The organism is Saccharopolyspora sp. 6V (genome assembly GCF_020176785.1).
Lineage (GTDB): Bacteria > Actinomycetota > Actinomycetes > Mycobacteriales > Pseudonocardiaceae > Saccharopolyspora_C > Saccharopolyspora_C gregorii.
Genome location: NZ_JAIUKB010000072.1, coordinates 29,152 through 55,190 on the forward strand (window position 1 = coordinate 29,152; position 26,039 = coordinate 55,190).

Below are 26,039 nucleotides of genomic sequence, written 5' to 3' on the forward strand. Positions count from 1 at the left end.
CGGCGGCCCCGCCCCCCCCCCCCGCCCGCCCCCGCCCCCCCCCCCCCCCCCCCCCCCCGCCCGGGGGGCCCCCCGCCGAACTCGCCGCGGCCCTCGACGGCTGCGTGCGCCCGGCGTTCGTCGTCGGCCCGGCCGTCGACCACGAAGGGGCCGTGCCGGAACTGGTGGAGCTCGCCGAACGCACCAGGGCCGCGGTGTGGGTGGCCCCGCTGTCGGCGCGCTGCTCGTTCCCGGAGGACCACCCGCGGTTCGCCGGTTTCCTGCAACCGGAACGACGGCTGCTGGCCGCCGAGCTCGCCGCCCACGACCTGGTGGTGGTGTGGGGCGCTCCCGCGTTCACCTACCACGTGTACCGGGGCGAGGCCGTCGACGAGCTGCCCGAGATGTTCCTGGTGCACGACGACCCCGACGTGCTCGCCCGCGCCCGCCGCGGCCGGGGAGTGCTGGGTTCCGTCGCGCACGCGGTGCGCCGCGTCGCCGAACTCGCCGGGGCCGGGCAGTGGCGGCCCGAACCGGAGCCGTGCGCCCGGCCCGCGCGGCCGGAGCCCGCGACCCCGCTACCCCCGGCGTACGTGCTGTCCCGGCTGCGCGCCGCCTGGCCGGCGGACGCGGTGGTGGTGGAGGAGGCGCCGAGCCACCGCAACGACCTGCACGAGCACTTCCCGATCACCTCCCGCGACGGCGGCTTCTTCGCCTGCGCCTCCGGTTCGCTGGGCTACGCGATCGGCGCCGCGGTGGGGGCCGCGATCGCCGACCCGTCCCGGCCCGTGCTGGCGCTGCTCGGTGACGGGTCCAGCATGTACGGCATCCAGGCGGTGTGGTCGGCGGTGCGAGAGCAGGCGCCGGTCACCTTCGTGGTCCTGGACAACGCCCGCTACGCGGCGGTCGCCGTGCTCGGCGCGGCCGGTGGCGGGCGCAAGCTGCCCGGGGTGGAGCTGGGCGGCACCGACTTCGCGGCGCTGGCCCGCAGCCTCGGCTGCCCGGCCGAGACCATCCGCACCCCGCAGGAGCTGGACGCGGCGCTGGCCCGCACCGAGGACGGCCCGCGCCTGCTCCACGTCCACGTGGCCGCCGAGCAGCGCCACCTCTACTGAGGTCGTCGGCCGGGCCGCCGGGGTGGTCAGCCCGCGGCGCGAGCGGTGAAGAAGCCGCCGGGAGCCGCGGCCCGCTGCGCGAAGCGGTCCCCGATGCGCAGGTGCGCGGCGGTGTCCGGGTGCAGCTCGTCCGGCAGCGGCAGCTCCGCGTAGTCCGCGGGACCGTAGAGCTCCTCCCCGTCGAGGTACCGCAGGTTCGGGTCCGATGCCGAGCGCTGCCGCACGATCCGCGCCAGCTCGTCCCGCACCACCCGCAGCGTCAGCTTCCCCTGCGCCCGCTCCGCCGGATCCCCGGTGGCCCGGAACCTCAGCACCCCGGTGCTGAGATCCACCGCGCCCGGCCCCGGCGTGTCCTCGTGGATGGGGCAGTGCAGCGGCGAGATCACCAGCAGCGGCGCGTCCGGGTGCCCCTCCCGGATCGTGTCGAGGAACCCGTGCACCGCGGGGGTGAACGCGCGCAGCCGCATCAGGTCCCCGCCCACCAGGTTGATGCCGAACTTCACGCTGAGCAGGTCCGCCGGGGTGTCGCGCATGGTGCGCGCGGTGAACGGGTCGAGCAGCGCGCTGCCGCCGAACCCCAGGTTGATCAGCTCGACGCCGCCGAGCAGCGCGGCGCGCACCGGCCAGGTCGAGGTGGGTTCGGTGGCGTTGGACCCGTGGCTCAGCGAACTGCCGTGGTGCAGCCACACCGGTCGGCCGCGGTCGGCGGCGGGCGCGACGGGGGCGTCGGTGCGCAGGGCGACGAGCTCGGTCATCTCGTTGTGCGGCAACCAGATCTCGACGTCCTTGTCCCCGGCGGGCAGCCCGGTGAAGCGGGCGGTGCCGCTGGGCCCGGGCTGCACGTCGGCGGTGCCGGTCGCCGGGTCGAGGATCATCCGGTCGCCCTCCGGCACGGTGGTGCGGGCGAGCAGTTCGCCGTCGACGAGCAGGTCGTAGCAGCCGTCCGGGCGGGGCGGGGCGCCCGCCATGCCGCGCTTGGTGGGCGTGGTCTCCAGCTCGATCGCGGTGGCGGCGGTGCGGAAGACCAGCCGCACGCCCGCGGTCTCCGCTTCGACCATGGACAGCTGCGGGTCGGTGTACTGCTCGCGGGCCCAGCGGGGCAGCCGGTGCGGCCGCAGCCCGCGCTCGGTCGGTTCCAGCTCGAGGGCGCCGCGCAGCAGTTCGGCGGTGAGCGGGGTGGTGGTCCAGCCGGTGTTCATCGGGTGTGGTCGCCTGCCTGTGGATCGCTTCGGCGCGCCGGGCCCGCCCCGCGTCCATCTTCCAGTTCCGCGCAGCGCGGTGCCACGCCTTTTCCGGCGCGCCGGCGCCTCGGACCGGTCGGCGGTCAGGGGTGCGCGGCGATCATGGTCCCGGCGTCCAGCGGCCGGTCCAGGAACCCGAAGCGGTGCATCAGGTCGGCGACCCGCTGCACCTGCGCCCCGTCCGGCACGGTGTGGAAGTCGACCAGCTTCGTCTCGGCGGCGACCTCCGGCGAGATCCGGGCGATCTCCGGCAGCAGCGGCTCCACCACCCGCCGGTCCCGGGATTCCAGCGTGGCGCGGGTGAGGCCGCGCTGGAACGCGGCGAGCGTGCGCGGGTTGTCCCGCACGAACCGGGAGGTCGCCCCGTACCCGCTCAGCGGCAGCCGTTCGGCGGGGCCGACCGCGGCGTCGAACAGGGTGCGGGCGCTGCCCTCGCGGGTGGCGACGGTGATGAACGGTTCGGTGAGCAGCGCCGCGTCCAACCGGCCCTGCGCCAGCGCCGCGGGCATGTTCGGGAAGGACATCGGGACGAGCCGCACGTCCCGACCGGCGACACCGCGGGTGCTCAGCCCGGCCTTCACCAGCAGTTCGGAGACGGTGCCGATGGCGCTGACGCCGATGACCTTCCCGGCCAGTTCGGCGGGATCGCGCACCGGGGAGTCCGCCGGGACCACGACGACCGCCGTGCCCGGTGCGGCGGCCCCGGAGTCGGCGACGATCCGCAGGTCGGCGGCGCCGCGGGCGTGCGCGGCCAGCAGCGGGACGTAGCTGCTCAGCGCGACGTCGTAGTCGCCGCCGATGAGGCTGCTCAGCGCGGCGCTGCCGTCGGTGGCCGGGATGATCTGGACCTCGAGGCCCTCGTGCTGGAAGTAGCCGCGCCGCACGGCCAGCGCCAGCGGCGCGTACTCGGTGGTGGGCAGCGTCCCGACCCGGATGGTGGCCTGCTCGACCTTGTCGTTGGCGCCGCTGACCCGGCTGCCGCCGAGCAGTCCGCAGCCGCCGGTGGCGAGCAGCGCGGCCGATCCCGCGGCGGCGAGCAGTCCGCGCCGGGTCGTCGACCGTCCGAGTGGTCGAGCAGCGGACATGGCCGGGCCTCCTCGCCGGGGCGGGGGAACCGGGGCCGGACAGCGATTCGCCGGCGGCCCGCCCCGGCCGCCGGCGATCCGGCTTCAGCTGACTAGCGGCGCGCGATCACGCGCCACCGGTCGGATTTTCCTCGGACGGCGGCGGCTGGACCAGCATCTGCGCCACATCGATGTGCTTGTCGATCTGGCCGAAGCGCTGCATCAGGTCCGCCACGCGCTGCAGCCGGGCGGCGTCCATCGAGGTGGGGATCTTGCCGAGTTCCACGATCGGCGCGAGCTCCGGGCTGATCTTCGCGAACTGCGGCAGCAGCGGCGTGACCTCGGCCCGGTTCTGGCCGGTGACCTGCGCCTTGTGCACGGCCCGCTGGAAGGCCTGCAGCGTGTTCGGGTTCTCCTCGGCGAACTTCGCGGTGGTCATGGCACCGGCCACCGGGAAGTCGGCGGTCCCGCCCGAGAAGGCGTCCATGATGGACACGGCGCCCGCGTTCTTGGCGGCCTGGGTGATGAACGGTTCGGTCATCACCGCGGCGTCGATCTGGCCGTTCTGCAGCGCAGGCAGCATCTCCGGGAAGCCGAAGCGCACGAACTGGTCGTCGGAGACGTTGATGCCCCGGTCCTGCAGCGCGGCCTTGGTGCCGATGTCGGTGATGGCGCCCGGCGCGCTGTAGGCGATCTTGGCGCCGGCGAGGTCCTCCGGCTTCTTGATCTTGGAGCCGGGCAGCACCATGATGTTCATCGTGTTCGGCACCGAGATCATCATCTCGCTGATGATCTTCAGGTCGGCGGCGCCGGTGGCCTGGGCCTTGATCGGAGCCGTGTAGCTGCCGAGGCTCACGTCGTTCTGCCCGGAGATCAGCGAGGTCAGCGCGGCCGGGCCGTCGGACACCGGCTGCACCTTGACGGTCAGGCCCTCCTCGGCGAAGTAGCCCTTCGCCTGCGCCACCGCGACGGGGGCCTGGGACAGCGCGGGCAGCGAGCCCACCACGACGGTGGTCTTCTCCAGGGTGCCGTTGCCGCCGTCGCTCGCCCCGTCGGACCCGCTGAGCAGACCGCAGCCGCTCAGGGCGAACGTCGAGACGCCGATCGTGGCGATGGACAGCAGCGCGCGAACGACGCGCCGCCGGGTTCCACGTGGTGCGGATCCGGTCGGTCTGCTCGGCATGCGGGGGTGCCTCCTCGGGCGAGCGATGTGGAACGGTGAACGAAGCTAGCCGAGCGGGGTGGCGCCGGAAGCCCACGTCAGGCCTGCATAACAGGCTGCAATAGGATTGGAATCGCACTTACCCGAGCGTGTCAAGGTGATCTAGTGCCTGGTGACCAAACGTAATTGCATCGGGTCTCGGCGTAGTACCGTGCCGCTCGATGACGGCTTTTCTCGTATTTGAGGGAAATACGTGAATGTCCGGCCCGGCTGAGGAGAATGGTGATGGAGGCAGCAGACATGCCCACCGTGCGCGACGTCACGCGAGGCCTGATGCGCGAGCTCGGGCTGACGACCGTGTTCGGCAACCCGGGCACGACCGAGGTCCCGTTCCTGGACCGGTGGCCGGACGACTTCCACTACGTGCTGGGCCTGCAGGAGTCCGTCGTGACCTCGATGGCCGACGGCTACGCCCAGCAGACCGGCAACGCGGTGCTGGTGAACCTGCACTCGGCGGGCGGGCTCGGCCACGCGCTCGGCGCGGTGTTCGGCGCCTACCGCAACCGCACCCCGATGATCGTGCTCGCCGGCCAGCAGACCCGCAGGTTGCTGCCGCACGACCCGTTCCTCGGCGCCACCGACGCCGCGCAGTTCCCCAAGCCGTACGTGAAGTGGTCGCTGGAACCGGCCCGGGCCGCTGACGTGCCGTTGGCGCTGGTCCGGGCGTACCAGATGGCGATGCAGGCTCCCCGCGGCCCGGTGTTCCTGTCGGTGCCCGCCGACGACTGGGACGAGCCGGGCGAGCCGGTGGAGGCGCCGCAGCCGATCTCCCCGCCCGCCGCCGACCCGGCCGTCATCGCCGAGCTGGCGGCCGCGCTGCGCGACTGCGAGCGCCCCGCCTTCGTCGTCGGTCCCGCCGTGGTCGAGGCGGGAGCGGTCGCCGAGCTGGTGGAGCTGGCCGAGCGGACCGGGGCCGCGGTGTGGATCTCGCCGATGGTGTCCCGCTCCTCGTTCCCGGAGACCCACCCGCAGTTCGCCGGGTTCCTCCAGCCCGCCGAGCCCGCGGTGGCCGCGGCGCTGCGGGACCACGACCTGGTCACCGTGTTCGGGGCGCCCGCGTTCACCTACCACGTCTACCGCGGCGAACCGGAGCACCCGCACCCGCGCGGCTTCGTGATCAGCGACGACCCGGAGATCCTGGCGCGCGCCCGGCACCTGCGGGGCGTGCACGCGGGCCTGGCCCAGGCGCTGCGGCAGCTGCTGCCGGAGGTGGAGCGCTCGGACCGGCCGGTCGCGCGGGGTTGGTCCCGCCCGGAGCTGCCGCCGCTGAGCACCCCGCCCGCCGCCGACCACGTGATCAGCCTGGTGCGCGAGCTGCTGCCGGAGAACGCGGTGGTGGTCACGGAAGCCCCCACGCACAAGCAGACGATCCAGCGGCACCTGCCGTTCGACTCGCCGGACCAGGACTTCCACGCGGGCGCCAGCGGTGCGCTGGGTTACGGGATCTCCGCGCTGGTGGGCTCGGCGCTGGGCGCCCCGTCCCGGCCGGTGCTGGGCGTCATCGGCGACGGCGCCAGCATGTACGGCATCCAGGCGCTGTGGACCGCGGCGAAGGAGCACGCCTCGCTGACGCTGCTGGTGCTGGACAACGAGGAGTACGCGGCGGTGCGGGTGCTCGGCGAGACGGAGAACGGCGGGAAGCTGCCCGGCGTGGAGCTCGGCGGCATCGACTTCGTCGCCGTCGCCCGCGGCCTGGGCTGCGCGGCGCGCCGGGTCGCCGACCTCGACGAGCTGGAGCGCGAGCTGCCCGCGGCGATGGCGGAGCAGGGTCCGACGGTGCTGCACGTGCCGGTCGCGGCGAGCGCGCGGAAACTGTATTGATCGTTCCCGCTTGATTCGAGGGAAAACCCCCGTGGATATTGGTCGGCGCGAGGCGGAACGGGAAAGTCGGGGATTTTCCCCAGACTTTTCCCGAACCCCTCGCGGCGCCGTATTCGGAGAGTGACCGGCACTGCTGGGTAATTCTGGTTCCACGCATTCGGCCAATGCGGGAACGGGCATGGAATGGTGCCTGAAAGTCCCTCGTTCGAGTGTGGTTCGACCACGTTCCGCAATCAGGTGTGGACCAGAAAGCGCGCGGGGAGTCAACCCTCGTGGGCGGCGATCTCCGCGGTCTCCTGGGCGCCCGGGGAGTGCAGCAACCGGGCCACCTGGCTGCGCAGCCGCACGAACTCCGCCGAGGCGCGGGTGCCGATCTGGTCCCGTCGGGACCCCAGCGGCACGTCCAGCTCCGCCACCACCGTCGCGGGCGACTTGGACAGCACCAGCACCCGGTCGCCCAGGTAGATGCTCTCGTCGATGTCGTGCGTGACCAGCAGGATCGTGCTGCCGTGCTGCTCGCGCACCGACAGCAGCAGGTCCTCCAGCTCGAACCGGGTCTGCGCGTCGACGGAGGCGAACGGCTCGTCCATCAGCAGCAGCGCGGGGCGGGTGGCCAGCGCGCGGGCGATCGCGACGCGCTGCTGCATGCCGCCGGAGAGCTGCCACGGGTACTTCTTCGCCGCGTCGGCCAGCCCGACCTGGGCCAGCGCCTCCTCGGCCCGCTCGCGCCGGTTCACCGACCGGGTGCGCAGCGGGAACTCCACGTTGCCCCGGACGGTCAGCCATGGGAACAGGGAGCGGCCGTAGTCCTGGAACACCACGGCGAGATCGTCCGGGACCCCGTCGATCTCGGTGCCGTGCAGCTCGACCCGCCCCGAGGTGGGGCGCTGCAGCCCGCCGATCAGCCGCAGCAGCGTCGACTTGCCGCAGCCGGACGGGCCGACGATGCAGGCCAGCTCACCGGTGCGGACGGTGAAGCCCAGCTCCTCGATGGCGACGTGCCGCTGCTTGCCGGGGTAGGTGTGCCCGAGCCCGGTCACTTCCAGCATCGTGCTCACGGGTCATCCTTTCGCTTGGGCGGGCTGGTCGGAGCGTTGCTGCCAGCTCAGCGCGCGCCGCTGCACCGCGAGCAGGCCGGTGTTGAGCAGGTATCCCAGCAGCGCCAGCAGCACGATCCCCGCCCACAGGTCGGGGAACTCGAACTGCTGCTGGGCGTAGACCAGCTGGAAGCCGAGCCCGCTGCTGGCGCCCACCATCTCGGAGACGACCATCAGGATCAGCGCCTGCGAGAGGCTGACCCGCAGCCCGGCGAAGATCTTCGGCGCGGCGGCGGGCAGCACGATCCGGGTCCACCAGTCCCACCGGCTGATCCGGAACGCCAGCGCGGTCTGCTCCTTGACGGAGTCGACCGAGGCCGCGCCGTCGGCGGTGTTGAGCACGACGGTGAACACCGTGCCGAAGACGATCGTGGCCAGCTGCATCGGCGTGCCCAGGTTGAACAGCACCAGGAACAGCGGCACCAGGGCCGGGGTGGGCAGCGAGCGGAAGAAGTCCAGCAGCGGCCCGACGTACTCCGCGGCCTTGCGGGAGCGGCCGAGCGCGATGCCGAGGACGACGCCGATCGCCCCGGAGATCAGCCAGCCGCCGAACAGCCTGCCCAGGCTGGGCAGCACGTCGCGGAACACCGCGTCGGTGAGCCACAGCCGGGAGGCGGGGCCGGTCAGCCAGATCTGCCAGGCGTGCGCCACGATCTCGGTCGGCGGCAGGAAGTACACGTTGCCCGCGGCGCGGGTGGCGAGCTCCCACAGCACCAGCAGGACCAGCAGCAGGCCCCACTTGCCCAGGAAGTTCCGCACGCCGGCGACCGGCGCGGCGGTGGGGGCGGTCCGTTGTGCCGTCACAGTTCCTCCCGGCTCGCGGTCCAGCCGAACAGCCTGCGCTGCAGCTGCTGCAGCCCGGAGTTGATCAGATACCCGATGGCGCCGACGATCACGGTCCCGGCCAGCACCAGGTCCATCCGCCCGCCGCCGCTGCTGGCTTCGAGGATGAAGGTGCCGACGCCGCGCGCCCCGCCCGCGATGAGCTCGACGACGACCACCACGACCAGCGCGATCGACGCGGAGATGCGGATGCCGGTGGCGATGAACGGCGCGGCGTGCGGCAGCGCGACGGTGAACATGGTGCGGACCCGGCCGAACCCGAAGGACCGCGCGAGGTCGGTGTAGAGCGGGTCCATCTCGTCCAGCGCGTACATGGTGTTGAACAGGATCGGCCACAGCGCGGCGTACGTGGCCAGCGTGATCTTGGTTTCCGGTCCGGCGCCGAGCAGCAGCATGAACAGCGGCAGCAGCGCCACCGCGGGCAGCGGGCGCAGGAACTCGACCACCGTCAGCCCGGCGACCCGGGCGGGCCGCACGCTGCCGAGCAGCAGGCCCAGCGGGATCGCGATGACCGCGGCCAGCGCGAGCGCGATGAGGAAGGTCAGGACGGTCGCGATGGTGTCGAGGACGAAGTCGGCGTCACCGCCGAGCAGTTCCGCGATGCGCGGACCCACGACGGAGGGCGGCGGCACGAACCGGGCGTCGAGCAGGCCGAATGCGCAGCACAGCTCCCACAGCACCAGCAGGCCGGCCAGTCCGGCCAGGCCGCGAGCGAGTCGGGCCACCGGTCAGCTCCTCTCCGGTGGTGCGCCGGGATCCTGGCGGGGGCCGGTGTCGCGGTCGGCGGCGGTGCGCATCCTGACTGCTTCTCCTCGCGTGGGCGGCGTGCGGTGGCCGGGAGCGGTACGTGCCGGGGAGCCGGTCGGCAGGTGGCCGAACCGCGTGCTGCGAACGGTCCACACCGCCACCGTCGTCGCTGGTGGGAACGATGATGATCACCCAGGCGACGGTGGTGCCGAGCGCGGCTCTAAGGTGCTCCCAGTACTTGTCGGACGGTTGCTCGACGTGGTCGTCGTCGACCAGGACTCGCGGAGCCGCGAAGCCGGTCGTGAGCCTAGGTGATAGCCCGAACGGGTGGTAGGTCGGGCGTTTCGGATTTTCGGCGCGCCCGACGGACACGGTGAGTGACGGGCAAAATCAACAGTGCCGCCGCTCCTCTTTCGAGTGAAAGTGGCACCCGGTTCCGTTACCTTCCGTGTCCTTACCCACTTCCCCGTCGACGGTCGTCGCAAGTACCCTGTGCTGCGCTGGAACGCGAGGCGTCCCGGTACCGTCACAACGGGTGCCAGGCAGCGCCCAGCGTCCAGAATCGGCCCGCTGAACTGCGGGTTCGGTCCGGAGCACGGTGCAAGTGTAGATTTTTCGTGAGCGGTGCGAGCCTCCGCTGCTGTCGGAAGAGGAAGCCTGGAGTGGCCCGAGGAGACACAGGTCGCGAGCGCCTGAGCCGCACGGAGCAGGCGGACGCCGGTATCCACCACATGGGCGAGGCGCTCGGCACCGAAGGTCAGTCGCTCGGCACCGAAAGTCAAAGCGCTTCGCTGAGCATGGGTTCCGCCCAGCTGCGGAGCGGTCAGGACAGCGGTCCTGGCGACTGGCGGCTGAGCAACTGGCGACTGCGCACCAAGCTGTTGGCCGTCCTGCTGATCCCGCTGCTCAGCGCGATCGTGTTCGGCGGCCTGCACATCTACGACGGGGTGAGCGAGGCCCGTCGGCTCGACCAGACCCACCAGCAGGTGAACCTGCAGCGGGCGGCCGACGACCTGACCCACGAGCTGCAGCGCGAGCGGGACCTCTCGGTCTCCTACGTCGCCGGCGGCCGGTCCGGGGACGCGGCACCGCTGGCGGACGTCCGCACCAAGGTCGACGCCGAGCTGGACGAGTTCCGGGGCCTGATCGGTGGCTACGACGATTCGATCGCCTCCGAGTACCGGATCGCCGCCGACAACCTGAACAGCCGGCTCGCCAGCCTGCGCGACTCTGTGGACAACACCCAGTACCCGCCGGAAGGCGTGCTGCGCACCTACAGCCAGAGCATCGACTCGTTGCTCGACCTCGGCCAGCAGGGCGTCAGCAACATCTCCGACTCCAACCTGCTGCGGCTGACGCTGGCCACGAACGCGATCGCCGACGCGCAGGAAGCGGCCTCGCTCCGCGCCGCGCTGCTCAACGACGCGATCCGGGCCGGCCAGTTCCGCACCGACCAGAACCGGGAGCTGCTGGCCGCCGAAGCGCGGATCGAGACCGCGGTCAGCGACTTCAACGCGGTCGCCACCGAGGCCCAGCGGCAGCTCTACCAGGACAGCGTCACCGGCGCCGACGTCGACCGCGCGAACAGCATGTCGCAGAGCGCGCTCGCCTTCGACAGCGGCGGCCAGCCGCTGAACTCGCTGGACGCGCAGGAGTGGGACAAGGTCGCGAACACCAGCGTCGACCTGATCGACCAGGTCGGCGGCAAGCTGCACGACAGCCTCGACGCCGCGGCCGACGACGCTGCGGCGGGCGCCCAGCAGCGCACCATCGCGATCAGCGTGGCGACCCTGCTCGCCCTGGTCGTGGCCCTGGCGGTCGCCCTGGTCGTGGCCCGGTCCCTGCTGGGCTCGCTGCGGACCCTGCGCCGCTCGGCGCTGGACGTGGCCGACCGCGGGCTGCCGGAGGCGGTCCGGGCGATCCTGAACGAGTCCGGTTCGGGCGGCGGCGGCCTCGCGCAGATCGAGCCGATCCCGGTCTACAGCCGGGAGGAGATCGGCAAGGTCGCCCGCTCGTTCGACGCGGTCCACTCGCAGGCGCTGCGGCTGGCGTCCGAGCAGGCGCTGCTGCGGAACAACGTCAACGACCTGTTCGTGAACCTGGCCCGCCGGAGCCAGACCCTGGTGCAGCGGCAGCTGTCCCTGATCGACCGGCTGGAGCAGGACGAGCAGGACCCGGACCAGCTCTCCAGCCTGTTCGAGCTGGACCACCTGGCGACCCGCATGCGCCGGAACAACGAGAACCTCCTGATCCTCGGCGGCACCGACCTGACGCGCCGGATGATGCGCCCGGTCCCGCTGACCGAGGTCGTGGGCGCCGCGGTGTCCGAGGTGGAGCAGTACACCCGCGTCTCGGTCGCCGACTCCCCGGACCTGGCCATCCAGGGCCGCGTGGTCAACGACTTCGTGCACCTGGTGGCGGAGCTGCTGGAGAACGCCACGGTGTTCTCCAACCCGGACACCGAGGTCACCGTCCGCACCGCCTACCGCAGGCAGGAACTGGTGCTGGAGATCCGGGACCGCGGTGTCGGCATCGACGCCGCCGAGCTCGGCGAGATCAACGAGCGCCTCACCCGGCCGCCGGAGATCGACGTCGCGGTGTCCCGCCGGATGGGCCTGTACGTGGTCGGGCAGCTGGCCCGCCGCCACGACATCCGGGTGGACCTGCGCAACAACGGCGACCTGGAAGGCGGCGTGACCGCCAGCGTCCGCGTCTCCGGCGAGTTCGTGGTGCAGCTGACCCCGGACGGCCCGCGGCCGATGCCCGACGTGCAGCGGGTCGCCGCGGACGACCGGGACTCGGCCGACACCGGCACGAACCTGGGCCTGGCCGCCGCGTTCGGCGGTGCCGCCGCGAACGGGCGCGCCGCGGACTCCTCCTCGCAGCTGTCCCCGGTGGACCCGGCGGAGCTGGAGCAGCCCGCCGAGCAGTCCCGCACCTCGCAGGTGCCGGTCAGCGGCAACGGGCACGGCGGGATCGAGAAGACGCACGTCTCCCCGGTGTGGATCACCGAGGACGACGACCCGGTGCCGGACCTCGACTTCGCGGCCCCGGCCGAGGAACCGGAGCGGCCCGAACCGGCCGCGACCCGCGAGCCGGAGGTCGAGCAGCAGGACGTCGAATGGCAGGACGCCGACGAGGAGCAGCAGGCCGCCGAGGAATCGGCGCCCGGCGACTACTCGTTCCGCGTCGCCACCGGCGACTCGTTCGGCGTGACCGACGTGCCGCGCTGGCACACCGCCGAGCAGGCCGCCATCCGCGACGCCGAGCCGCAGGCTCCCCGTCCGGCCGAGCCGCAGGCTCCCCGCCCGGCCGAGCAGACCTCCGAGGTCTGGCCGAACGAGGAGACCCGCGACCCGGACTTCGACGGCCAGTGCGGCGTCCCGCCCGGCCTGGACGCGCCGCAGCTCGGTGAGGACGTGACGACGACGTCGGGCCGGGCCGAGAGCGGACCGCAGGACCTCTTCCACAGCCCGTACGAGGCGGAGAAGACCCAGCAGATCAGCCTTCCCCCGGACGACTTCGACTGGGGCGCAGGCGCCCCGGCGGAACCGGAGCAGGCCGCGGGCACCAACGGTGCCGGGACGACCCCGCCGCCGCTGGGCTACGCGCACCAGGCCCGCCGCGAAGGCGACGACGCTCCGACGGAGCGGCTGCCGATCTACGAGGCGGTGCTGTCGCAGTGGTTCCGGGAGGGCAGCGACGAACCGACCCCGGAGGCCACCGCCCCCAGCGCCGGTTCGATGCCGCTCGACGCCGAGACCGCCGCGGAAGCTCCCGAAGCCCCCGAGTCCCCGGAGGAACCGGCGCCGGCCACCGGCCGTCGCAAGGCCCGCCGGGAAGCGGAGGAGAAGCAGGCCGAGCCGCTGTCCGGTTCGGACCCGCTCGACACGACCGGCTCGTCCGGTGCCGGCGGCGAGAGCCGCGCGGACACCGGCGGGCACATCCTGGCCGGGCCGCACGACCCGGGCTGGGGTTCGGCGGATGTGGGCTGGCAGGCCGCCGAAGCACTGGTGGCGCAAACCCGCCAAACCCAGGAGACCACTGCCGCCGGGCTGCCCAAGCGGGTTCCCAAGTCGAACCTGGTGCCGGGCTCTGCCGCACCTCGTTCGCAGTCTCCAGCACCCGTGAAACCGGCCGCGCCGCGCTCGGCCGACGCCGTCCGCGGACGGATGTCGAACTTCCAGAGCGGCGTCCGGCGTGGTAGGCACGCAAAGGCAGAACCAGTCTCGACCGAACCGCCCCGCTCGACCCCGAGCCGTCCCGAGGAGCAGGAGTGACCGGGTCCGTCCAGCAACCCATGAGCCAGAACAGCTTCAGTTGGCTGATCACCGATTTCGTGCGCCGGGTTCCCGGCGTCGCGCACTCCGTCGTGGTCTCCGCGGACGGCCTGCTGCTGGCAGGTTCGCAGGGCCTGCCGCGGGATCGCGCCGAGCAGCTGTCCGCGGTCGCCTCCGGCCTGGTCAGCCTCACGCAGGGCGCCGCCCGCTGCTTCGAGGCGGGCGACGTCACGCAGACCGTGGTGGAGATGGAGCAGGGCTACCTGTTCCTGATGTCCATCAGCGACGGCTCCTGCCTCGCGGTGCTGGCGGCTCCGAACGCCGACATCGGCCTGGTGGCCTACGAGATGACCCTGCTCGTGGAGCGGGTCGGCAAGCAGCTGACGCCGGAGCTCCGCGCGCAGCTGCAGGGCATGGTCCGGCGATGACGCTCGCCGTGCCGTGTGGTTCGGCGACGTGTGAGGGGGGTTCGCCATGACGTCGGGTCCCGACTCGAACTGGGACGGCGACCCGTTCCGGTCGTACAACCGGCACGGCGGCGCCGATTCCTGGCAGGACGACTTCCTCGACGACCCGCGCGGTGGCCAACCGGACTCGTGGCCGGGCTCGTCGAGCGGGTCCGACTACAGCCGTGCGCTGTTCGGCGGGCCCGGTGCCGACCTGTTCGGTTCCGGCATGTCGTCCTCCTCGATGCCGTCGGTGTCGTCCGGCTCGGTGCCGAACCCGGACCAGGGTTCACCGCTGGACGTCCCGTACGGGCACAGCCGGCCGGGCGCCGGCCAGGGCCGGGACCGTTCCGGTTGGGACTCGCAGGCGGGCACCCGCGGCCAGGGCCGCTACGACGGCGGGCCGCCGTCCGGTTCGATGCCGTCCCTGTCGCAGTCCATGCCGCCGGTGTCGGGCTCGCTGCCGTCGATCTCCGGTTCGATGCCGGCCATTCCCGGTGGTCCGGTGGACCACGGGGAGATGCAGGAAACGGGCTCGCTGGTGCGACCCTATGCCCGCACGAGGGGCCGCACGCGCACCGATTATGATCTTGCCATCGAGACGCTGGTCTCCACCAGCGAGCGCGGCCGGGGGCAAAGCAACCCGGCGACGCCTGAGCACCGCTCGATCTGCGGGCTCTGCGTGGAGGCCCGGTCGGTCGCCGAGGTCGCCGCCCATCTGCGGCTGCCTCTCGGCGTGGTGCGGGTGTTGATCGGTGACATGGCCGGACTAGGCCTGGTCCTCATTCACGAGAACGGCATGGTCGTGGGAGACGGACCGTCGATGGAATTCTTGGAGAGGGTGCTCAGTGGCCTCCGGAAGCTCTGATCCCCGGGCGATCATGAACAATCAAAGCAGCGGCAAGACCTCGACCAAGATCGTCGTCGCCGGCGGCTTCGGCGTCGGCAAGACGACCTTCGTCGGTTCGGTCTCCGAGATCATGCCGCTGACCACCGAAGCGGTGATGACCGAGGCGAGCGTGGGGGTCGACGACCTCAGCTCGACGCCCGGGAAGGTCACCACCACGGTGGCGATGGACTTCGGCCGGGTGTCGCTCGACTCCGACCTGATCCTGTACCTGTTCGGCACCCCCGGGCAGCACCGGTTCTGGTTCATGTGGGACGACCTGGTGAAGGGCGCGATCGGTGCCATCGTGCTGGTGGACACCCGCCGCCTGGCGGACGCGTTCGCGTCGATCGACTTCTTCGACGACCGGCAGCTGCCGTACGTCGTCGCGGTGAACACGTTCGACGGCATGTTGCACCACAACATGGAGGACGTGCGGGAGGCGCTGACGATCGACAAGTCGGTGCCGATGATCTCCTGCGACGCCCGCAACCGGCAGTCCACCAAGCAGGCGTTGATCACCCTGGTCGAGCACGCGATGCGCCAGCGCCTCGCGATGCCCGCGTCCCAGTCCCAAGCCAAGGGCTGACGTCCCGGAGCAGCGGCCCTCTGGGGAGGGAGGCCGCGCTCCAGGAGGACGAACCGAGCGGCGCGCCGTGCGCGGGCGCGCTCGCCGGTCCGGCGCCGAGCGCGCCGGTTCTCCGCGGTAGCAGCGCGCGGGCGGCCGTTCCCGGCCGCGGGGACCCGCGCCGCACCGCCCCGCCGCTCACCGGAGCCGTCGACCGCGCATTCCCGCCTCGCCCCGACGTGTGATCGCGCTCGGCCCGCGGCTCAGTCCTCGACCACCGCCACCGACGTGATGCGGTGCAGCGGGAACCGGCCCGGCTCGCCGCTGCCGCGGTCCACCCCTTGCAGGACCCCGCCGCCGACGCTGACCGGGAGCACCACGACCTGGCTGGCGACGCCGTTCGAGTTCACGAAGCCGAGCCACACGCTGCGCTGCCGCGCCGCCGCGTCGCGCAGCAGCTGCAGGGTGGCCTCCGCGCTGGGCCTGCCGCGTTCCGGGCGCATCGCGCTGCCGCGGCGCACCGAGCCGGCCCGGTCCCCGGACCGCAGCTGCGCGACGATCTCCGCCAGCTGCTCCTCCCCGGGCGGCGCGGGCAGCGCCGGTTGCTGCGCGGTGCGGACCCGGCCGCGGACCCGGAGACCGTCGGAGCGCAGGTCCAGGATCTGCCCGTCGGGCCCTTCGGCGGCGGGCGCGAAACCGGCGGCGCGCAGGCCGTCCAGCACCTCCACCAGCGGCAGCGGGCTCACCAGCACCGTCGGTGCGATGCGGCGCAGCTCCAGCTCGCCGACTCCCGGGCTGGCCAGGACTTCGGCCAGCAGCACCGGATCGTCGCAGCGCAGGAAGGCCGAGGCGGTGCCGGCGCGGAGCCTGCCGTGCCGGCGCGCCACGTCGTCGATCAGGTAGGTGAGGCCCTGCGGGATCGGGGTGCGGGAGCGGTCCCGGAACAGGGCGTGCAGCTCGTCGGCGGTGCGGCCCGCGTCCAGCGCGCGGCGCACGCTGCTCTCGCCGACCCGGTACACGGTGGCGCTGCCCGCCGATTCGACGTCGGCCACGAGCTTCAGGTCCGCGGCCAGGTCCGGTTCCAGGCGGCCCGGCGCCACCACGGTCAGGTCGGCCTGCACCAGCACGTGGTCCAGCGGTTCCGGCAGCGCCGAGGTGAGCACCTGCGCGGCCGCGCCCGGCCCGTCGAACAGGACCGCGCGGCCCGCACCGGACAGCGCGCCGAGCGCGACGACGCCCAGCGCGGTCGCCTCCCGCAGCGTCCAGCGCACCAGGTCGTCCCGCATCCGCCCGCCGCGGCGGGGAGCTCGCCAGGCGAGCACCGCGGCCACGTCCTCCGCGCTGCGCACCCCGTGCCCGCCGGGGAGCTCGTCGAGCACGCCCAGCACGCGCAGCCGGTCGCGCGGTGCGGTCGGGCGGCGCAGCTCCTCGGACAGCGGACCGAGCAGCCGGTCCTTCTCGTCGCGCGCCCCGATCAGCCCGGGCAGCCGGGGCAGGTCCAGCCAGGCCTTCGCCAGCGGGGCCCACCGCTGCTCCGGGCCGGACGCCAGCCAGGTGTCGGCGCCGTAGGTGAGCGTCCAGCGGGGTTCCGCGCCTTCGGTGGCGGTGATCAGGTTCGCGGCCGCCGCGAGCTCCACCAGCAGCGACACCCGCGCCTCGTCGACCTCCAGCGCCTTCGCCGCGCGGCGCACGTCCCGCACCCCGATGCCGCCGGAGCGCAGCACGTCCGGCGGGTCCTCGCTCCACAGGTGCAGCAGCGATTCCAGGTGCCGCAGCAGTTCCAGCACCTCGCCGGCCGCCGTGGAGTCCACTGCGGACCGGTCGTGCTCGACGAGGTCCAGCAGCGGTTCCTCCGGTTCGACCGGCCCCATCGGGTGGTCGCCGCGGATCGCGAACGCCAGCTGCCGCGGCAGTTCCACCGTCTCGTCGTCGCGGCGCAGCAGCAGGCCCTTCGCGAGCAGCCGCTGCACCGGGGTGGCGTCGGCGTCGGTGGCCGCGCGCGCCGCGTCCTTGGTGCGCCCGATCGGCTTCGGCCCGGCGAGCTTGCCCACCAGCTCCCGCTCCGGTTCGTCCAGCTCGGCGAGCGCGGTGCGGGCGCCCTCGACGGTGAGCCCGTCGGCGGGGCGGCCCAGCCCGGCGGGGAACGTCGGCAGCGCCTCCCGCGCGGTCGGCACCACCGCGAGCTCGTCGTCCTCGCCCCAGGCCAGCGCGCGGCGGCGCAGCTCCGACACCGACCGGCGGGCCCGCTGCGGGGTGACGTCCGCGCCGAGCAGCTCGGCCACCGCGTCCAGCGGGACCGGTGCGGCGTCCGCGTCCAGCAGCACCAGGGCCTCCAAGGTGGACAGCGCGAACGCGTCCAGGTCCTCGCAGGCCCTGGCCACCGAGGAACGCACCCCGGCGCGGGTGGCCAGCACGGAGATGTCCGCGGGCGGGGGCGTGGCCAGATCAGGCCGCGTGCGCAGCAGATCCGTGAGTTCCTCGTCGCCGCGTGCGCGCAGGAAGTCCGCGAGAGAAGCCATCTCCGCCACGATACCGAGTCGGCCCTGCGCACCCGTCCGCATCGTGGTCGAACCGGCACGGCCCGACCTCGGGCGATGATCCGCGCCGCATCCGCCGGGCCGGGGTTCGCCCGCCGCGCCGGATCGGGCAAACTGGTGGTCGTACGCCCACGACGACTTTCCCGGAGGATGACCGTGGCCGGTGGCAACGCGAAGAAGGACCGCATCGACCCGACGTGGCCGCACGTCGGCGACGGCGAGCACCCGGTCAGCGAGCTGGTCGCCGACAAGCAGGGCGCGCTGTCCCCGTTCGGCGACGTCACCTTCCCCTACGACGAGGGCACGTTCCCGTACGAGCACCCCGTCACGGAGATCAACAAGTGACTTCCGGCGAGTAGCGGCCCAGCCGCGCCGCCCCGGCCCCGGTGTCCCCAGCGGACCCGGGGCCGTCGTGCGTTCCGGTCCGGTTGTCAAGACCGACTCGTCGGTAACGGTGCCGGATATCGATCACATCGGAGAAAGTTCTAGGCTTTTTCTCAGCCGGGTGAAGTTCAATGGCTTTGGTGGGTGTCGGATCTTGCCGGAGACCTGAGTTCTGTGCATAGGCCCGGCGCTCGAAGCGAAACTTCACGCGCGACAGGGGTGTGGCCATGCCGGTTCCAGGTCCGGGTTACTCGATCACGGTTCGAGTGGAGGCGCCGCCGTCGGCCAGCGCCGCGGGGGACCTCGCCAGCGCGGTCGGGCGTTCCGGTGGCGTCATCACCGCCTTCGACGTCGTCGAATCGCACACCGACCGCATCGTCGTGGACATCACCTGCAACGCGCTGTCCGCCGACCACGCCAGCGACATCACCGACCGGCTCGGCGAGCTGCCCGGGGTGAAGGTCCGCAAGATCTCCGACCGGACGTTCCTGGTGCACCTCGGCGGGAAGATCGAGGTGAGCTCGCGGGTCGCGCTCGCCAACCGCGACGACCTCTCCCGCGCCTACACGCCCGGCGTGGCCCGGGTGTGCACTGCGATCGCCGAGAACCCGGAGGACGCGCGCCGCCTCACCATCAAGCGGAACTCGGTCGCCGTGGTCACCGACGGCTCCGCCGTCCTCGGCCTCGGCAACATCGGCCCGGAGGCCGCGCTGCCCGTGATGGAGGGCAAGGCGGCGCTGTTCAAGAAGTTCGCCGGCGTCAACGCCTGGCCGGTGTGCCTGGACACCCAGGACACCGAGGAGATCATCCGCGCGGTCGAGCTCATCGCGCCCGTCTACGGCGGCATCAACCTGGAGGACATCGCCGCGCCCCGCTGCTTCGAGATCGAGGCGCGGCTGCGGGACAAGCTGAACATCCCGGTGTTCCACGACGACCAGCACGGCACCGCCATCGTGGTGCTCGGCGCGCTGCGCAACGCGCTGCGGGTCGTCGGCAAGAACATCGAGGACGTGCGGATCGTCGTCTGCGGCGTCGGTGCCGCGGGCTCCGCGATCATCCGGCTGCTGCAGCACAAGTCGCCCGCGGACATCATCGCCGTGGACATCGACGGGATCGTGCACGGCGGCCGTGGTGACGAGGACGAGAACCTCCGCTCCATCGCCGCGGGCACCAACGCCGAGGGCCGCACCGGCACGCTGTCCGACGCGGTGAACGGGGCCGACGTGTTCATCGGCGTCTCGGCGCCGAACCTGCTCAGCGCGGCCGACGTGGCCACCATGAACGAGGACGCGATCGTGTTCGCGCTCGCCAACCCGGACCCGGAGATCGACCCGCTGGAAGCCCAGCAGCACGCCAAGGTCGTCGCCACCGGGCGCAGCGACTACCCGAACCAGATCAACAACGTGCTCGCGTTCCCCGGTTTCTTCCGCGGGCTGCTCGACGCGCACGCGCACGAGATCACCGACGAGATGATGATCGCCGCCTCCAACGCCATCGCCGACGTGGTGGACGGCGAGGAGCGGGTCAACCCGTCGTTCATCGTGCCGAGCGTCTTCGACACCAACGTCGCGCCCGCCGTGGCCGAAGCCGTGCGCAAGGCCGCGATCGCGAGCCGCACCGAGCAGCCCTCCGCGGGCGGCTCCTCCATGCCGTGGTCCATGGCCGAGGACCTCGACTTCTGATCCGCCCGCACCTCGGGTGAACGGCCCGTCCGGCCCGGTCGCGGCGGCCGGGCGGGCCGTCGGCCCGGGAGGAGGCTCGCGCGTCCGCGGTGCGGGCGCGGGGCCTAGAGTTCGCGGTATGGCGCAGGACGAGTTGACGCACGTGGACGAATCGGGCGCGGCCCGCATGGTCGACGTCTCGGAGAAGCAGGTCACCGCCCGCACCGCCGTCGCCACCGGCGTCGTGCGCACCACCCCGGAGGTCCTCGCGCTGGTCCGCCGCGACGGGCTGCCCAAGGGCGACGCGCTCGCCACCGCGCGCATCGCCGGGATCATGGCCGCCAAGCGCACCCCGGATCTCGTCCCGCTGTGCCACCCCATCGCGCTGTCCGGGGTGGCGGTGCAGCTCGACCTCGGTGACGCGGAGGTCCGGATCACCGCGACCGTGCGCACCACCGACCGCACCGGCGTCGAGATGGAGGCGCTCACCGCCGTCACCGGCGCCGGGCTCGCCCTGCACGACATGATCAAGGCGGTCGATCCGGCGGCCGTGCTCGACGCCGTCCGCGTCGAGCGCAAGGAGGGCGGCAAGACGGGCACCTGGGTTCGCGAGGACTGATCGGCCGCGGCCCGGCGGCTGCTCGTACGCTGGACGCAGCGACGCGGATCCGCCGTCGCGCCCCCGAACTCGACCGGTTCGCGATCCGTCCGCGGCCGCTCAGCACGCGAGGAGTTCCGCCCATGCCAGCCCGCACCGCTCGTGTCGTGGCCGCGTCGAACCGTGCCGCGGCAGGCGTGTACGCCGACCGCACCGGCCCGGTCATCGTCGAGTGGCTGCGCGAACGCGGGTTCCAGGTCGCCGAGCCGCTGGTCGTCCCGGACGGCGAGCCGGTGGGCGACGCGCTGCGGGAGGCCGTGTCCGCCGAGGTCGCCGTCGTGATCACCACCGGCGGCACCGGGATCAACCCGACGGACCGCACGCCCGAGGTCACCGCTGAAGTCCTCGACCATCCGGTGCCGGGCCTGGCCGACGCGATCCGCGCCGCCGGGCTGCCCGAGGTGCCGACCGCGGTGCTCTCCCGCGGACTCGCCGGGGTCGCCGGGCGGACGTTGATCGTGAACCTGCCCGGTTCCCGCGGCGGGGTGGCCGACGGGCTGGGCGTGCTCGACGGCGTGCTGGACCACGCGCTGGACCAGCTCGGCGGCGGGGACCACGCGCCGGGCGGCGGGGTCCCGCACGCCCACGCGGAGCCGGCGCACCCCGGCCCGGCCGAGGTGCTGCGCGCCGAGGTCGTCGACCGGCCGCTGGAGGTCGCCGAACTGGAGCGGCTGGTGCAGGACCGGGCCGCGGGCGCGGTCGTCACCTTCGGCGGCGTGGTCCGTGACCACGACGGCGGCCGCGGCGTCACCGAGCTCGAATACGTCGGGCATCCCAGCGCGGACGAGGTGATCCGCGAGGTCGCGGCCGAGCTCGCCGCCCGCTACCAGGGCGTGCGCGGCCTGGCCGTGGCGCACCGGATCGGGCACCTGGGCATCGGCGACGTGGCCCTGGCCTGCGCGGTCGCGGCCGAGCACCGCAAGGAGGCGTTCGCGGTGTGCGCGGAGCTGGTGGACGAGGTGAAGCGCAGGCTGCCGATCTGGAAGCGCCAGGTCTTCACCGACGCCACCGAGGAATGGGTCAACTGCCCCTGATCCGCTCGTCCGGCCCGGCGGTGGGCCGGTGCGGTGGCGGCCGGCGGACGACAATGCCCTGAGATCGTCTCTGCGACGGTGGACGACCGGGATCTCGGGGAAGGCGCGGGGGCGCCCGCTGATCTCGCTGACGGCCTTCTCAGCCCGCCGCGGACGCGTTCAGGTCTCGGCCAGGTGACGATCGGATCTCGCGGCGGCCTCGGGCGGTCGACGGGACCGGGAAGAAGAACGGGCCCCTGCCGCTGGGGGAGGCGGCAGGGGCCCGAGGGGGAGTCGCGCCGGCCCGCACGGGGGAACGGGCCGGGCGGCCGACTCCGAGCCAGGTCGACGACCTGGCCGGTCGATCACTTGATGTCGAGCTGCTGACCCGGGAAGATCAGGTTCGGGTCGCTGAGCACGCCGCTGTTGCGCTCGAAGATGTCCTGGTAGTCGACGCCGTACTGGCTGGCGATCTTGCCCAGGGTGTCACCGGCCTGCACCGTGTAGTCGGCACCGTTGGACTTCACGGTCGACTTCTTCTTGGTGCTGGTGGTGCTCTTCGAGCTCTTCTTCGAGGAGGAGCTCTTCTCGGAGGACGAGCTCTTCTCGGAGGACGAGCTGGAGCCACCGCTGGTGCTGCCGCTGGTCCAGCTGGTCTTCGAGGTGCAGCCCGGCCAGGCGCCGGGGCCCTGCGAGGCGAGGACCTTCTCGGCGACCGCGATCTGCTCCTCGCGGCTGGCGTCCTTGGCGTTCGACGCGTACTGCGTGCCGCCGTAGGCCGCCCAGGTCGACGGGGTGAACTGGAGGCCGCCGGAGAACCCGTTGCCGGTGTTCGCGCTCCAGTTGCCGCTGCTCTCGCACTGCGCGAGCTGGTCCCAGTCCGCGGCGTTCGCGGGGGCCGCGACCGCGATCGGGGCGGCGACCACGGCACCTGCGATGGCGAGCCGGGCGGCGTTGCGGGCGATGCCGGCGGTGGAAGGTTTCCGGTGCTTGCCTTCGTAGCGAGTCATTTCCCTCTCCTGCCGCGCTTGCGAGGTGAGCTGTCGGGTTCGAGCTGAGAGGCAGCCCGGCCGGCTCGGGAGCCGGCTTCACCCCTAGGGCGTTCGGGACGCCCAGTGGTGGTTCCCCCGCCCCTGTCCGGTGTGTTCGTTCGGGGGTGGGAAGCCCGCCGGACAGGGTTCGGCGCTGCGGGCTTCCGTGGTCCTTGCTGATCGGTTCGGGGCCGACCGGAGAGCGACACTACGTAACCGATCGCCGAAGCGGAAATCTGAGCATATGTGACGCTAGTCACAGTAACGATGGCTCAGGGGTGTCCGATCTCGATCGTTTTCGCTGATCAGGACGTCGTTATCAAGTCGTTTCCGGGCTGAGATCGATCACCGTCAGTGAGGCGTGGCTCACCTCTTTGGCGGCCTCGAAACCTCGTCGTCGCCGGGATGTCATCCCTCGGTCGGTCTGAATCGAGTCCGGTGCACGCGTGGAATCGGGCCTTTTCGCGATCACTGCGCGATCAAGGGGCGTGACTCTCGGTGAGGTCGGGCCTCTCTCGGGTGAGGGATCCGAGGAGACGGCTCGAGATCGTCCAGGAGCCGTTCGAAGATCAGGAGACCGTCCCGGCGGCGCCCCCGGGGAGGCGGTGCGGAGCCACTCGATCGCACACCGAGAAGTCACCCGGGGGAGTGTGTCAGACACGCCGAGGAATGTTGTATTCGCGCACGCGCGCCTGCGCGGGCGGAGTAATGAGGAGAGAACTCGATCGCCGCAGGCGTTCAGCCACCCGCGAACGGCGGCAGCACGTCCAGCTCGTCACCGGCGCCGACCTCGATCGACCGGTCCCGCAGCGCGACCCCGTTGAGCAGGAAGCTGCAGGCGGGCACCACGGCGGCCAGCCGCTCGTCGTGCGCCGCGAGCACCGCGTCGACCACGTCCGACGCCCGCACCGGCCCCGGCGCGGCCGGCGCGATGCTCAGGACCTCCTCGGCCACGCCCGCCGCCGCCCTGGCGCCGGCGAAGTACCGCACCCGCACGGCCGTCGTGGCGGGTGCACCTTCGAACTGCACAGTCACGGCGGTCAGCCTCCGATCGCGCTCATCGGCCGGGACGGCTGCGCGAACCCGTCGTCGTCCATCCCGTGCCCGGCCTTCTTGGCCCACATCGTCCCCTGCCACAGCCGAGCCAGTTCGTCGTCCCCCGCGCCCTCGCGCAGCGGGCCGCGCAGGTCGGTCTCGGTGGTGGAGAACAGGCAGGACCGCAGCTGTCCGTCGGCGGTGAGCCGGGTCCGGTCGCAGTCGGCGCAGAACGGTCGCGTCACCGAGCCGATCACGCCGACCGTGCCGGGCCCGCCGTCCACCAGCCAGCGCTCCGCGGGCGCCGAACCGCGCTCGGCCACGTGCGGGGCGAGGTCGTACTCGGCGCCCAGCCGCTCCAGGATCTCGTCCGCGGTGATCATCTGCTCGCGGTCCCAACCGTGCTGCGGGTCCAGCGGCATCTGCTCGATGAACCGCAGCTGGTAGCCGTGCTCCAGGCAGAAGCGCAGCAGGTCACCGGCCTCGTCGTCGTTCACGCCGCGCAGCAGCACCGCGTTCACCTTCACCGGTTCCAGCCCGGTCGCCTTGGCCGCGGCGAGCCCGTCGAGCACGTCGTGGAACCGGTCCCGGCGGGTCAGCCGGTGGAAGGTCTCGGCGCGCAGCGTGTCCAGCGAGACGTTGACCCGGTCCAGCCCGGCCTCGACCAGCGCGTCCGCGTAGCGGTGCAGGTTGATGCCGTTGGTGGTCAACGAGGTCTTCGGGTGCGACGGCAGCGCGCTGGTGGCGGCGACGACGTCCACCAGGTCCTGGCGCAGCAGCGGTTCGCCGCCGGTGAACCGCACGTTGGTGACCCCGAGGGTCTCCACGGCGATCCGGATCAGCCGGTTCATCTCGCCGGTGTCGAGCATCTCCTGCTTCTTCAGCCACGGCAGCCCCTCGGCGGGCATGCAGTAGGTGCAGCGCAGGTTGCACTTGTCGATCAGGGATACGCGGAGGTCGGTGGCCACGCGGCCGAACCGGTCGACCAGTGCCGGGGTGTCCGGACGCGTCGAGGTGTCGGTCGTGGGGCGCACGGCCGGGATGCCCAGGTCCACTGCGGTCACACCATCGACCCTAACCCCGTCCGAGGGGGTATTTCGATCGACGGGAGCGGCTTTCTCGCAGCGGTGCGGGGCTTTCTCCACCTGCGGAGATCCGCAGTGGACGGTCCGGACGCCGCGAGTGCGGCCGATGGGGCGCTGTCCTACCCGCAGTCGCGGCAGTAATCTGCACGACTGTGCCGCACTACCGGATTTCCGAAGCCGCCGGACTGCTCGGCGTCAGCGACGACACCGTGCGCCGCTGGGCCGACGGCGGGCAGCTGACCACCGAGCGGGACGGCTCCGGCCGCCTCGTGGTGGACGGTGCCGTCCTGGCCGGGTTCGCCCGCGACCAGGCGCGGGCCGTGCCGGACCCGTCGGGGGTGGGTCGTTCGGCCCGCAACCGGCTCGTCGGGCTCGTCACCGAGGTCGTCTCGGACCGGGTGATGTCGCAGGTGGAGCTGCAGTGCGGCCCGCACCGGGTGGTGTCGCTGATGAGCACCGAGGCCGTGCGGGAACTGGGCCTGGAGCCGGGAGTGCTGGCGGTGGCGGTGGTCAAATCGACCAACGTCGTGGTGGAGACGCCGGGAGGCTGACGTGGTGGGACCCAGAGTTGTCGCAGCCCTGGCCGGGCTGGCGCTGTTAGCGGCCGGGTGTTCGACCGGCGGCGGCGAGCAGGCGCAGGGCGAGCGCACCGTCACGGTGCTCGCCGCGGCCTCGCTGACCGAATCGTTCGACCAGCTCGCCGAGCGGTTCGAGGCGGAGAACCCGGGGGTGGAGGTGCAGGTGGACTACGCGGGGTCGTCCACGCTGGTCGAGCAGCTCACCCAGGGCCGCCGGGCCGACGTGTTCGCCTCCGCGGACACCAAGAACATGGACAAGGCGACGAAGGCGGGCGTCACCGGCGGCGAGCCGCAGGTGTTCGCCACCAACAAGCTGACCATCGCGGTCCCGAAGGGCAACCCGGACCACATCGGTTCGCTGGCCGACCTGACCGCGCCCGGCCGGCTCGTCGTGCAGTGCGCGCCGCAGGTGCCCTGCGGTTCGGCCTCGGCGACCGTCGAGCGGGCCGCGGGCCTGGACGTCGAGCCGGCCAGCGAGGAGAACGACGTCAAGTCGGTGCTGCGCAAGGTCGCGGCCGGTGAGGCGGACGCCGGTCTGGTGTACGTGACGGACGCGCGCTCCGCCGCCGACCAGGTGCAGGCGGTGGACTTCCCGGAGGCGGACCAGGCGGTGAACGACTACCCGATCGTCGCGCTCAAGGACGCTCCGGAACCGGAGCTGGCCCAGAGGTTCCTGGACTACGTGCGCGGCCCGGTGGGCGAGCAGGTGCTCACCGAGCACGGCTTCGGCTCGGAGTGAGCCCGCGTC

General features: G+C 72.6%; 22 protein-coding genes and 1 riboswitch. Of the genes, 12 read left to right on the top strand and 10 right to left on the bottom strand.

Translation table 11 applies throughout. From position 1 onward, the window contains the following. Positions 1-104 precede the first annotated feature (104 nt). A complete protein-coding gene (locus LCD35_RS15360) occupies positions 105-1,094 on the top strand; it encodes a thiamine pyrophosphate-dependent enzyme (RefSeq protein WP_374108081.1) in 990 nt (329 codons plus the stop codon). Positions 1,095-1,120: 26 nt separating this feature from the next. Here LCD35_RS15360 and LCD35_RS15365 read toward each other — a convergent pair whose 3' ends face one another. From LCD35_RS15365 to LCD35_RS15375, 3 genes are all read right to left on the bottom strand, one after another. Then, entirely contained in the window at positions 1,121-2,293 is a 1,173-nt protein-coding gene (locus LCD35_RS15365) for a GDSL-type esterase/lipase family protein (RefSeq protein ID WP_224959045.1), read from the bottom strand. 125 nt (positions 2,294-2,418) lie between these two features. Beyond that, positions 2,419-3,420: an ABC transporter substrate-binding protein gene (locus LCD35_RS15370; protein WP_225044371.1), complete on the bottom strand. Its 1,002-nt coding sequence runs from the start codon at positions 3,418-3,420 to the stop codon at positions 2,419-2,421. A 106-nt stretch (positions 3,421-3,526) separates the two neighbouring features. Continuing rightward, positions 3,527-4,582, bottom strand: a complete 1,056-nt coding sequence (locus LCD35_RS15375) for an ABC transporter substrate-binding protein (RefSeq protein WP_225044372.1) — start codon at positions 4,580-4,582, stop codon at positions 3,527-3,529. A gap of 264 nt (positions 4,583-4,846) precedes the next feature. Here LCD35_RS15375 and mdlC point away from each other — a divergent pair, with 264 nt between their 5' ends. Further along, positions 4,847-6,442, top strand: coding sequence for a benzoylformate decarboxylase (gene mdlC / locus LCD35_RS15380; protein WP_224966596.1), 1,596 nt, complete (start codon positions 4,847-4,849; stop codon positions 6,440-6,442). Between the two features lie 263 nt (positions 6,443-6,705). Here the strand turns inward: mdlC and LCD35_RS15385 are convergent, their stop codons facing one another. From LCD35_RS15385 to LCD35_RS15395, 3 genes are read right to left on the bottom strand one after another with little or no spacing between them, the layout of a single operon-like run. Continuing rightward, positions 6,706-7,491 carry an ABC transporter ATP-binding protein gene (locus tag LCD35_RS15385; RefSeq protein ID WP_255615004.1) on the bottom strand — a complete coding sequence of 262 codons (786 nt, stop codon included), beginning with the start codon at positions 7,489-7,491 and terminating at the stop codon, positions 6,706-6,708. A 12-nt stretch (positions 7,492-7,503) separates the two neighbouring features. Continuing rightward, the gene (locus LCD35_RS15390; protein ID WP_224977762.1) at positions 7,504-8,343 is read right to left on the bottom strand and encodes an ABC transporter permease; all 840 of its coding nucleotides are present in this window, start codon (positions 8,341-8,343) and stop codon (positions 7,504-7,506) included. Continuing rightward, positions 8,340-9,107 (bottom strand): ABC transporter permease, encoded by a 768-nt coding sequence (locus LCD35_RS15395; protein ID WP_224959052.1) that lies wholly within the window; start codon positions 9,105-9,107, stop codon positions 8,340-8,342. The genes LCD35_RS15390 and LCD35_RS15395 overlap by 4 nt, the downstream gene beginning before the upstream one ends. 684 nt (positions 9,108-9,791) lie before the next feature. Between LCD35_RS15395 and LCD35_RS15400 the strand changes: the two genes are divergently transcribed. The 4 genes from LCD35_RS15400 to LCD35_RS15415 are packed head-to-tail and all read left to right on the top strand — an operon-like array spanning position 9,792 to position 15,330. Continuing rightward, the gene (locus LCD35_RS15400; protein WP_225044373.1) at positions 9,792-13,409 is read left to right on the top strand and encodes a nitrate- and nitrite sensing domain-containing protein; all 3,618 of its coding nucleotides are present in this window, start codon (positions 9,792-9,794) and stop codon (positions 13,407-13,409) included. A gap of 20 nt (positions 13,410-13,429) precedes the next feature. Then, a complete protein-coding gene (locus LCD35_RS15405; protein ID WP_184485825.1) occupies positions 13,430-13,837 on the top strand; it encodes a roadblock/LC7 domain-containing protein in 408 nt (135 codons plus the stop codon). A 46-nt stretch (positions 13,838-13,883) separates the two neighbouring features. Beyond that, on the top strand, positions 13,884-14,723 hold the full coding sequence (locus LCD35_RS15410; RefSeq protein WP_224959056.1) for a DUF742 domain-containing protein: 840 nt from the start codon (positions 13,884-13,886) through the stop codon (positions 14,721-14,723). Positions 14,724-14,736: 13 nt separating this feature from the next. Further along, positions 14,737-15,330 (top strand): ATP/GTP-binding protein, encoded by a 594-nt coding sequence (locus LCD35_RS15415; protein WP_224966597.1) that lies wholly within the window; start codon positions 14,737-14,739, stop codon positions 15,328-15,330. 242 nt (positions 15,331-15,572) lie between these two features. Here LCD35_RS15415 and LCD35_RS15420 read toward each other — a convergent pair whose 3' ends face one another. After that, the gene (locus LCD35_RS15420; RefSeq protein ID WP_225044374.1) at positions 15,573-17,828 is read right to left on the bottom strand and encodes a helicase-associated domain-containing protein; all 2,256 of its coding nucleotides are present in this window, start codon (positions 17,826-17,828) and stop codon (positions 15,573-15,575) included. A gap of 168 nt (positions 17,829-17,996) precedes the next feature. On the opposite strand from LCD35_RS15420, the gene LCD35_RS15425 reads away from it, so the two are divergent. The 4 genes from LCD35_RS15425 to LCD35_RS15440 all read left to right on the top strand — a co-directional run bounded on the left by LCD35_RS15425 (position 17,997) and on the right by LCD35_RS15440 (position 21,583). Beyond that, entirely contained in the window at positions 17,997-18,191 is a 195-nt protein-coding gene (locus tag LCD35_RS15425; RefSeq protein WP_224959059.1) for a hypothetical protein, read from the top strand. Between the two features lie 266 nt (positions 18,192-18,457). After that, on the top strand, positions 18,458-19,912 hold the full coding sequence (locus tag LCD35_RS15430; RefSeq protein ID WP_225044375.1) for an NAD-dependent malic enzyme: 1,455 nt from the start codon (positions 18,458-18,460) through the stop codon (positions 19,910-19,912). A gap of 118 nt (positions 19,913-20,030) precedes the next feature. Next, a complete protein-coding gene (gene moaC, locus LCD35_RS15435) occupies positions 20,031-20,510 on the top strand; it encodes a cyclic pyranopterin monophosphate synthase MoaC (protein WP_224959061.1) in 480 nt (159 codons plus the stop codon). Between the two features lie 122 nt (positions 20,511-20,632). Then, positions 20,633-21,583 carry a molybdenum cofactor biosynthesis protein MoaE gene (locus tag LCD35_RS15440; protein ID WP_224959062.1) on the top strand — a complete coding sequence of 317 codons (951 nt, stop codon included), beginning with the start codon at positions 20,633-20,635 and terminating at the stop codon, positions 21,581-21,583. 344 nt (positions 21,584-21,927) lie between these two features. Here LCD35_RS15440 and LCD35_RS15445 read toward each other — a convergent pair whose 3' ends face one another. From LCD35_RS15445 to moaA, 3 genes are all read right to left on the bottom strand, one after another. Then, on the bottom strand, positions 21,928-22,572 hold the full coding sequence (locus LCD35_RS15445) for a transglycosylase family protein (protein ID WP_224959063.1): 645 nt from the start codon (positions 22,570-22,572) through the stop codon (positions 21,928-21,930). Further along, positions 22,572-22,738: riboswitch (cyclic di-AMP (ydaO/yuaA leader) on the bottom strand. Its footprint overlaps the gene before it by 1 nt. Positions 22,739-23,331: 593 nt before the next feature. Continuing rightward, entirely contained in the window at positions 23,332-23,628 is a 297-nt protein-coding gene (locus tag LCD35_RS15450) for a MoaD/ThiS family protein (protein WP_224959064.1), read from the bottom strand. Positions 23,629-23,633: 5 nt separating this feature from the next. After that, a complete protein-coding gene (moaA, locus tag LCD35_RS15455; protein ID WP_225044376.1) occupies positions 23,634-24,692 on the bottom strand; it encodes a GTP 3',8-cyclase MoaA in 1,059 nt (352 codons plus the stop codon). 173 nt (positions 24,693-24,865) lie between these two features. Here moaA and LCD35_RS15460 point away from each other — a divergent pair, with 173 nt between their 5' ends. Further along, positions 24,866-25,264 carry a molybdopterin-binding protein gene (locus LCD35_RS15460; protein WP_224959066.1) on the top strand — a complete coding sequence of 133 codons (399 nt, stop codon included), beginning with the start codon at positions 24,866-24,868 and terminating at the stop codon, positions 25,262-25,264. A 1-nt stretch (position 25,265) separates the two neighbouring features. Continuing rightward, positions 25,266-26,030, top strand: a complete 765-nt coding sequence (gene modA, locus LCD35_RS15465; protein ID WP_374108082.1) for a molybdate ABC transporter substrate-binding protein — start codon at positions 25,266-25,268, stop codon at positions 26,028-26,030. Positions 26,031-26,039: the final 9 nt, after the last annotated feature.

Bases quoted from the DNA above. Each gene is read 5' to 3' on its own strand.
- LCD35_RS15365 (WP_224959045.1), bottom strand. From the start codon at position 2,293: ATGAACACCGGCTGGACCACCACCCCGCTCACCGCCGAACTGCTGCGC.
- LCD35_RS15370 (WP_225044371.1), bottom strand. From the start codon at position 3,420: ATGTCCGCTGCTCGACCACTCGGACGGTCGACGACCCGGCGCGGACTG.
- LCD35_RS15375 (WP_225044372.1), bottom strand. From the start codon at position 4,582: ATGCCGAGCAGACCGACCGGATCCGCACCACGTGGAACCCGGCGGCGC.
- mdlC (WP_224966596.1), top strand. From the start codon at position 4,847: ATGGAGGCAGCAGACATGCCCACCGTGCGCGACGTCACGCGAGGCCTG.
- LCD35_RS15385 (WP_255615004.1), bottom strand. From the start codon at position 7,491: ATGCTGGAAGTGACCGGGCTCGGGCACACCTACCCCGGCAAGCAGCGG.
- LCD35_RS15405 (WP_184485825.1), top strand. From the start codon at position 13,430: ATGAGCCAGAACAGCTTCAGTTGGCTGATCACCGATTTCGTGCGCCGG.
- LCD35_RS15410 (WP_224959056.1), top strand. From the start codon at position 13,884: ATGACGTCGGGTCCCGACTCGAACTGGGACGGCGACCCGTTCCGGTCG.
- LCD35_RS15415 (WP_224966597.1), top strand. From the start codon at position 14,737: ATGAACAATCAAAGCAGCGGCAAGACCTCGACCAAGATCGTCGTCGCC.
- LCD35_RS15420 (WP_225044374.1), bottom strand. From the start codon at position 17,828: ATGGCTTCTCTCGCGGACTTCCTGCGCGCACGCGGCGACGAGGAACTC.
- LCD35_RS15425 (WP_224959059.1), top strand. From the start codon at position 17,997: ATGACCGTGGCCGGTGGCAACGCGAAGAAGGACCGCATCGACCCGACG.
- LCD35_RS15430 (WP_225044375.1), top strand. From the start codon at position 18,458: ATGCCGGTTCCAGGTCCGGGTTACTCGATCACGGTTCGAGTGGAGGCG.
- moaC (WP_224959061.1), top strand. From the start codon at position 20,031: ATGGCGCAGGACGAGTTGACGCACGTGGACGAATCGGGCGCGGCCCGC.
- LCD35_RS15440 (WP_224959062.1), top strand. From the start codon at position 20,633: ATGCCAGCCCGCACCGCTCGTGTCGTGGCCGCGTCGAACCGTGCCGCG.
- LCD35_RS15445 (WP_224959063.1), bottom strand. From the start codon at position 22,572: ATGACTCGCTACGAAGGCAAGCACCGGAAACCTTCCACCGCCGGCATC.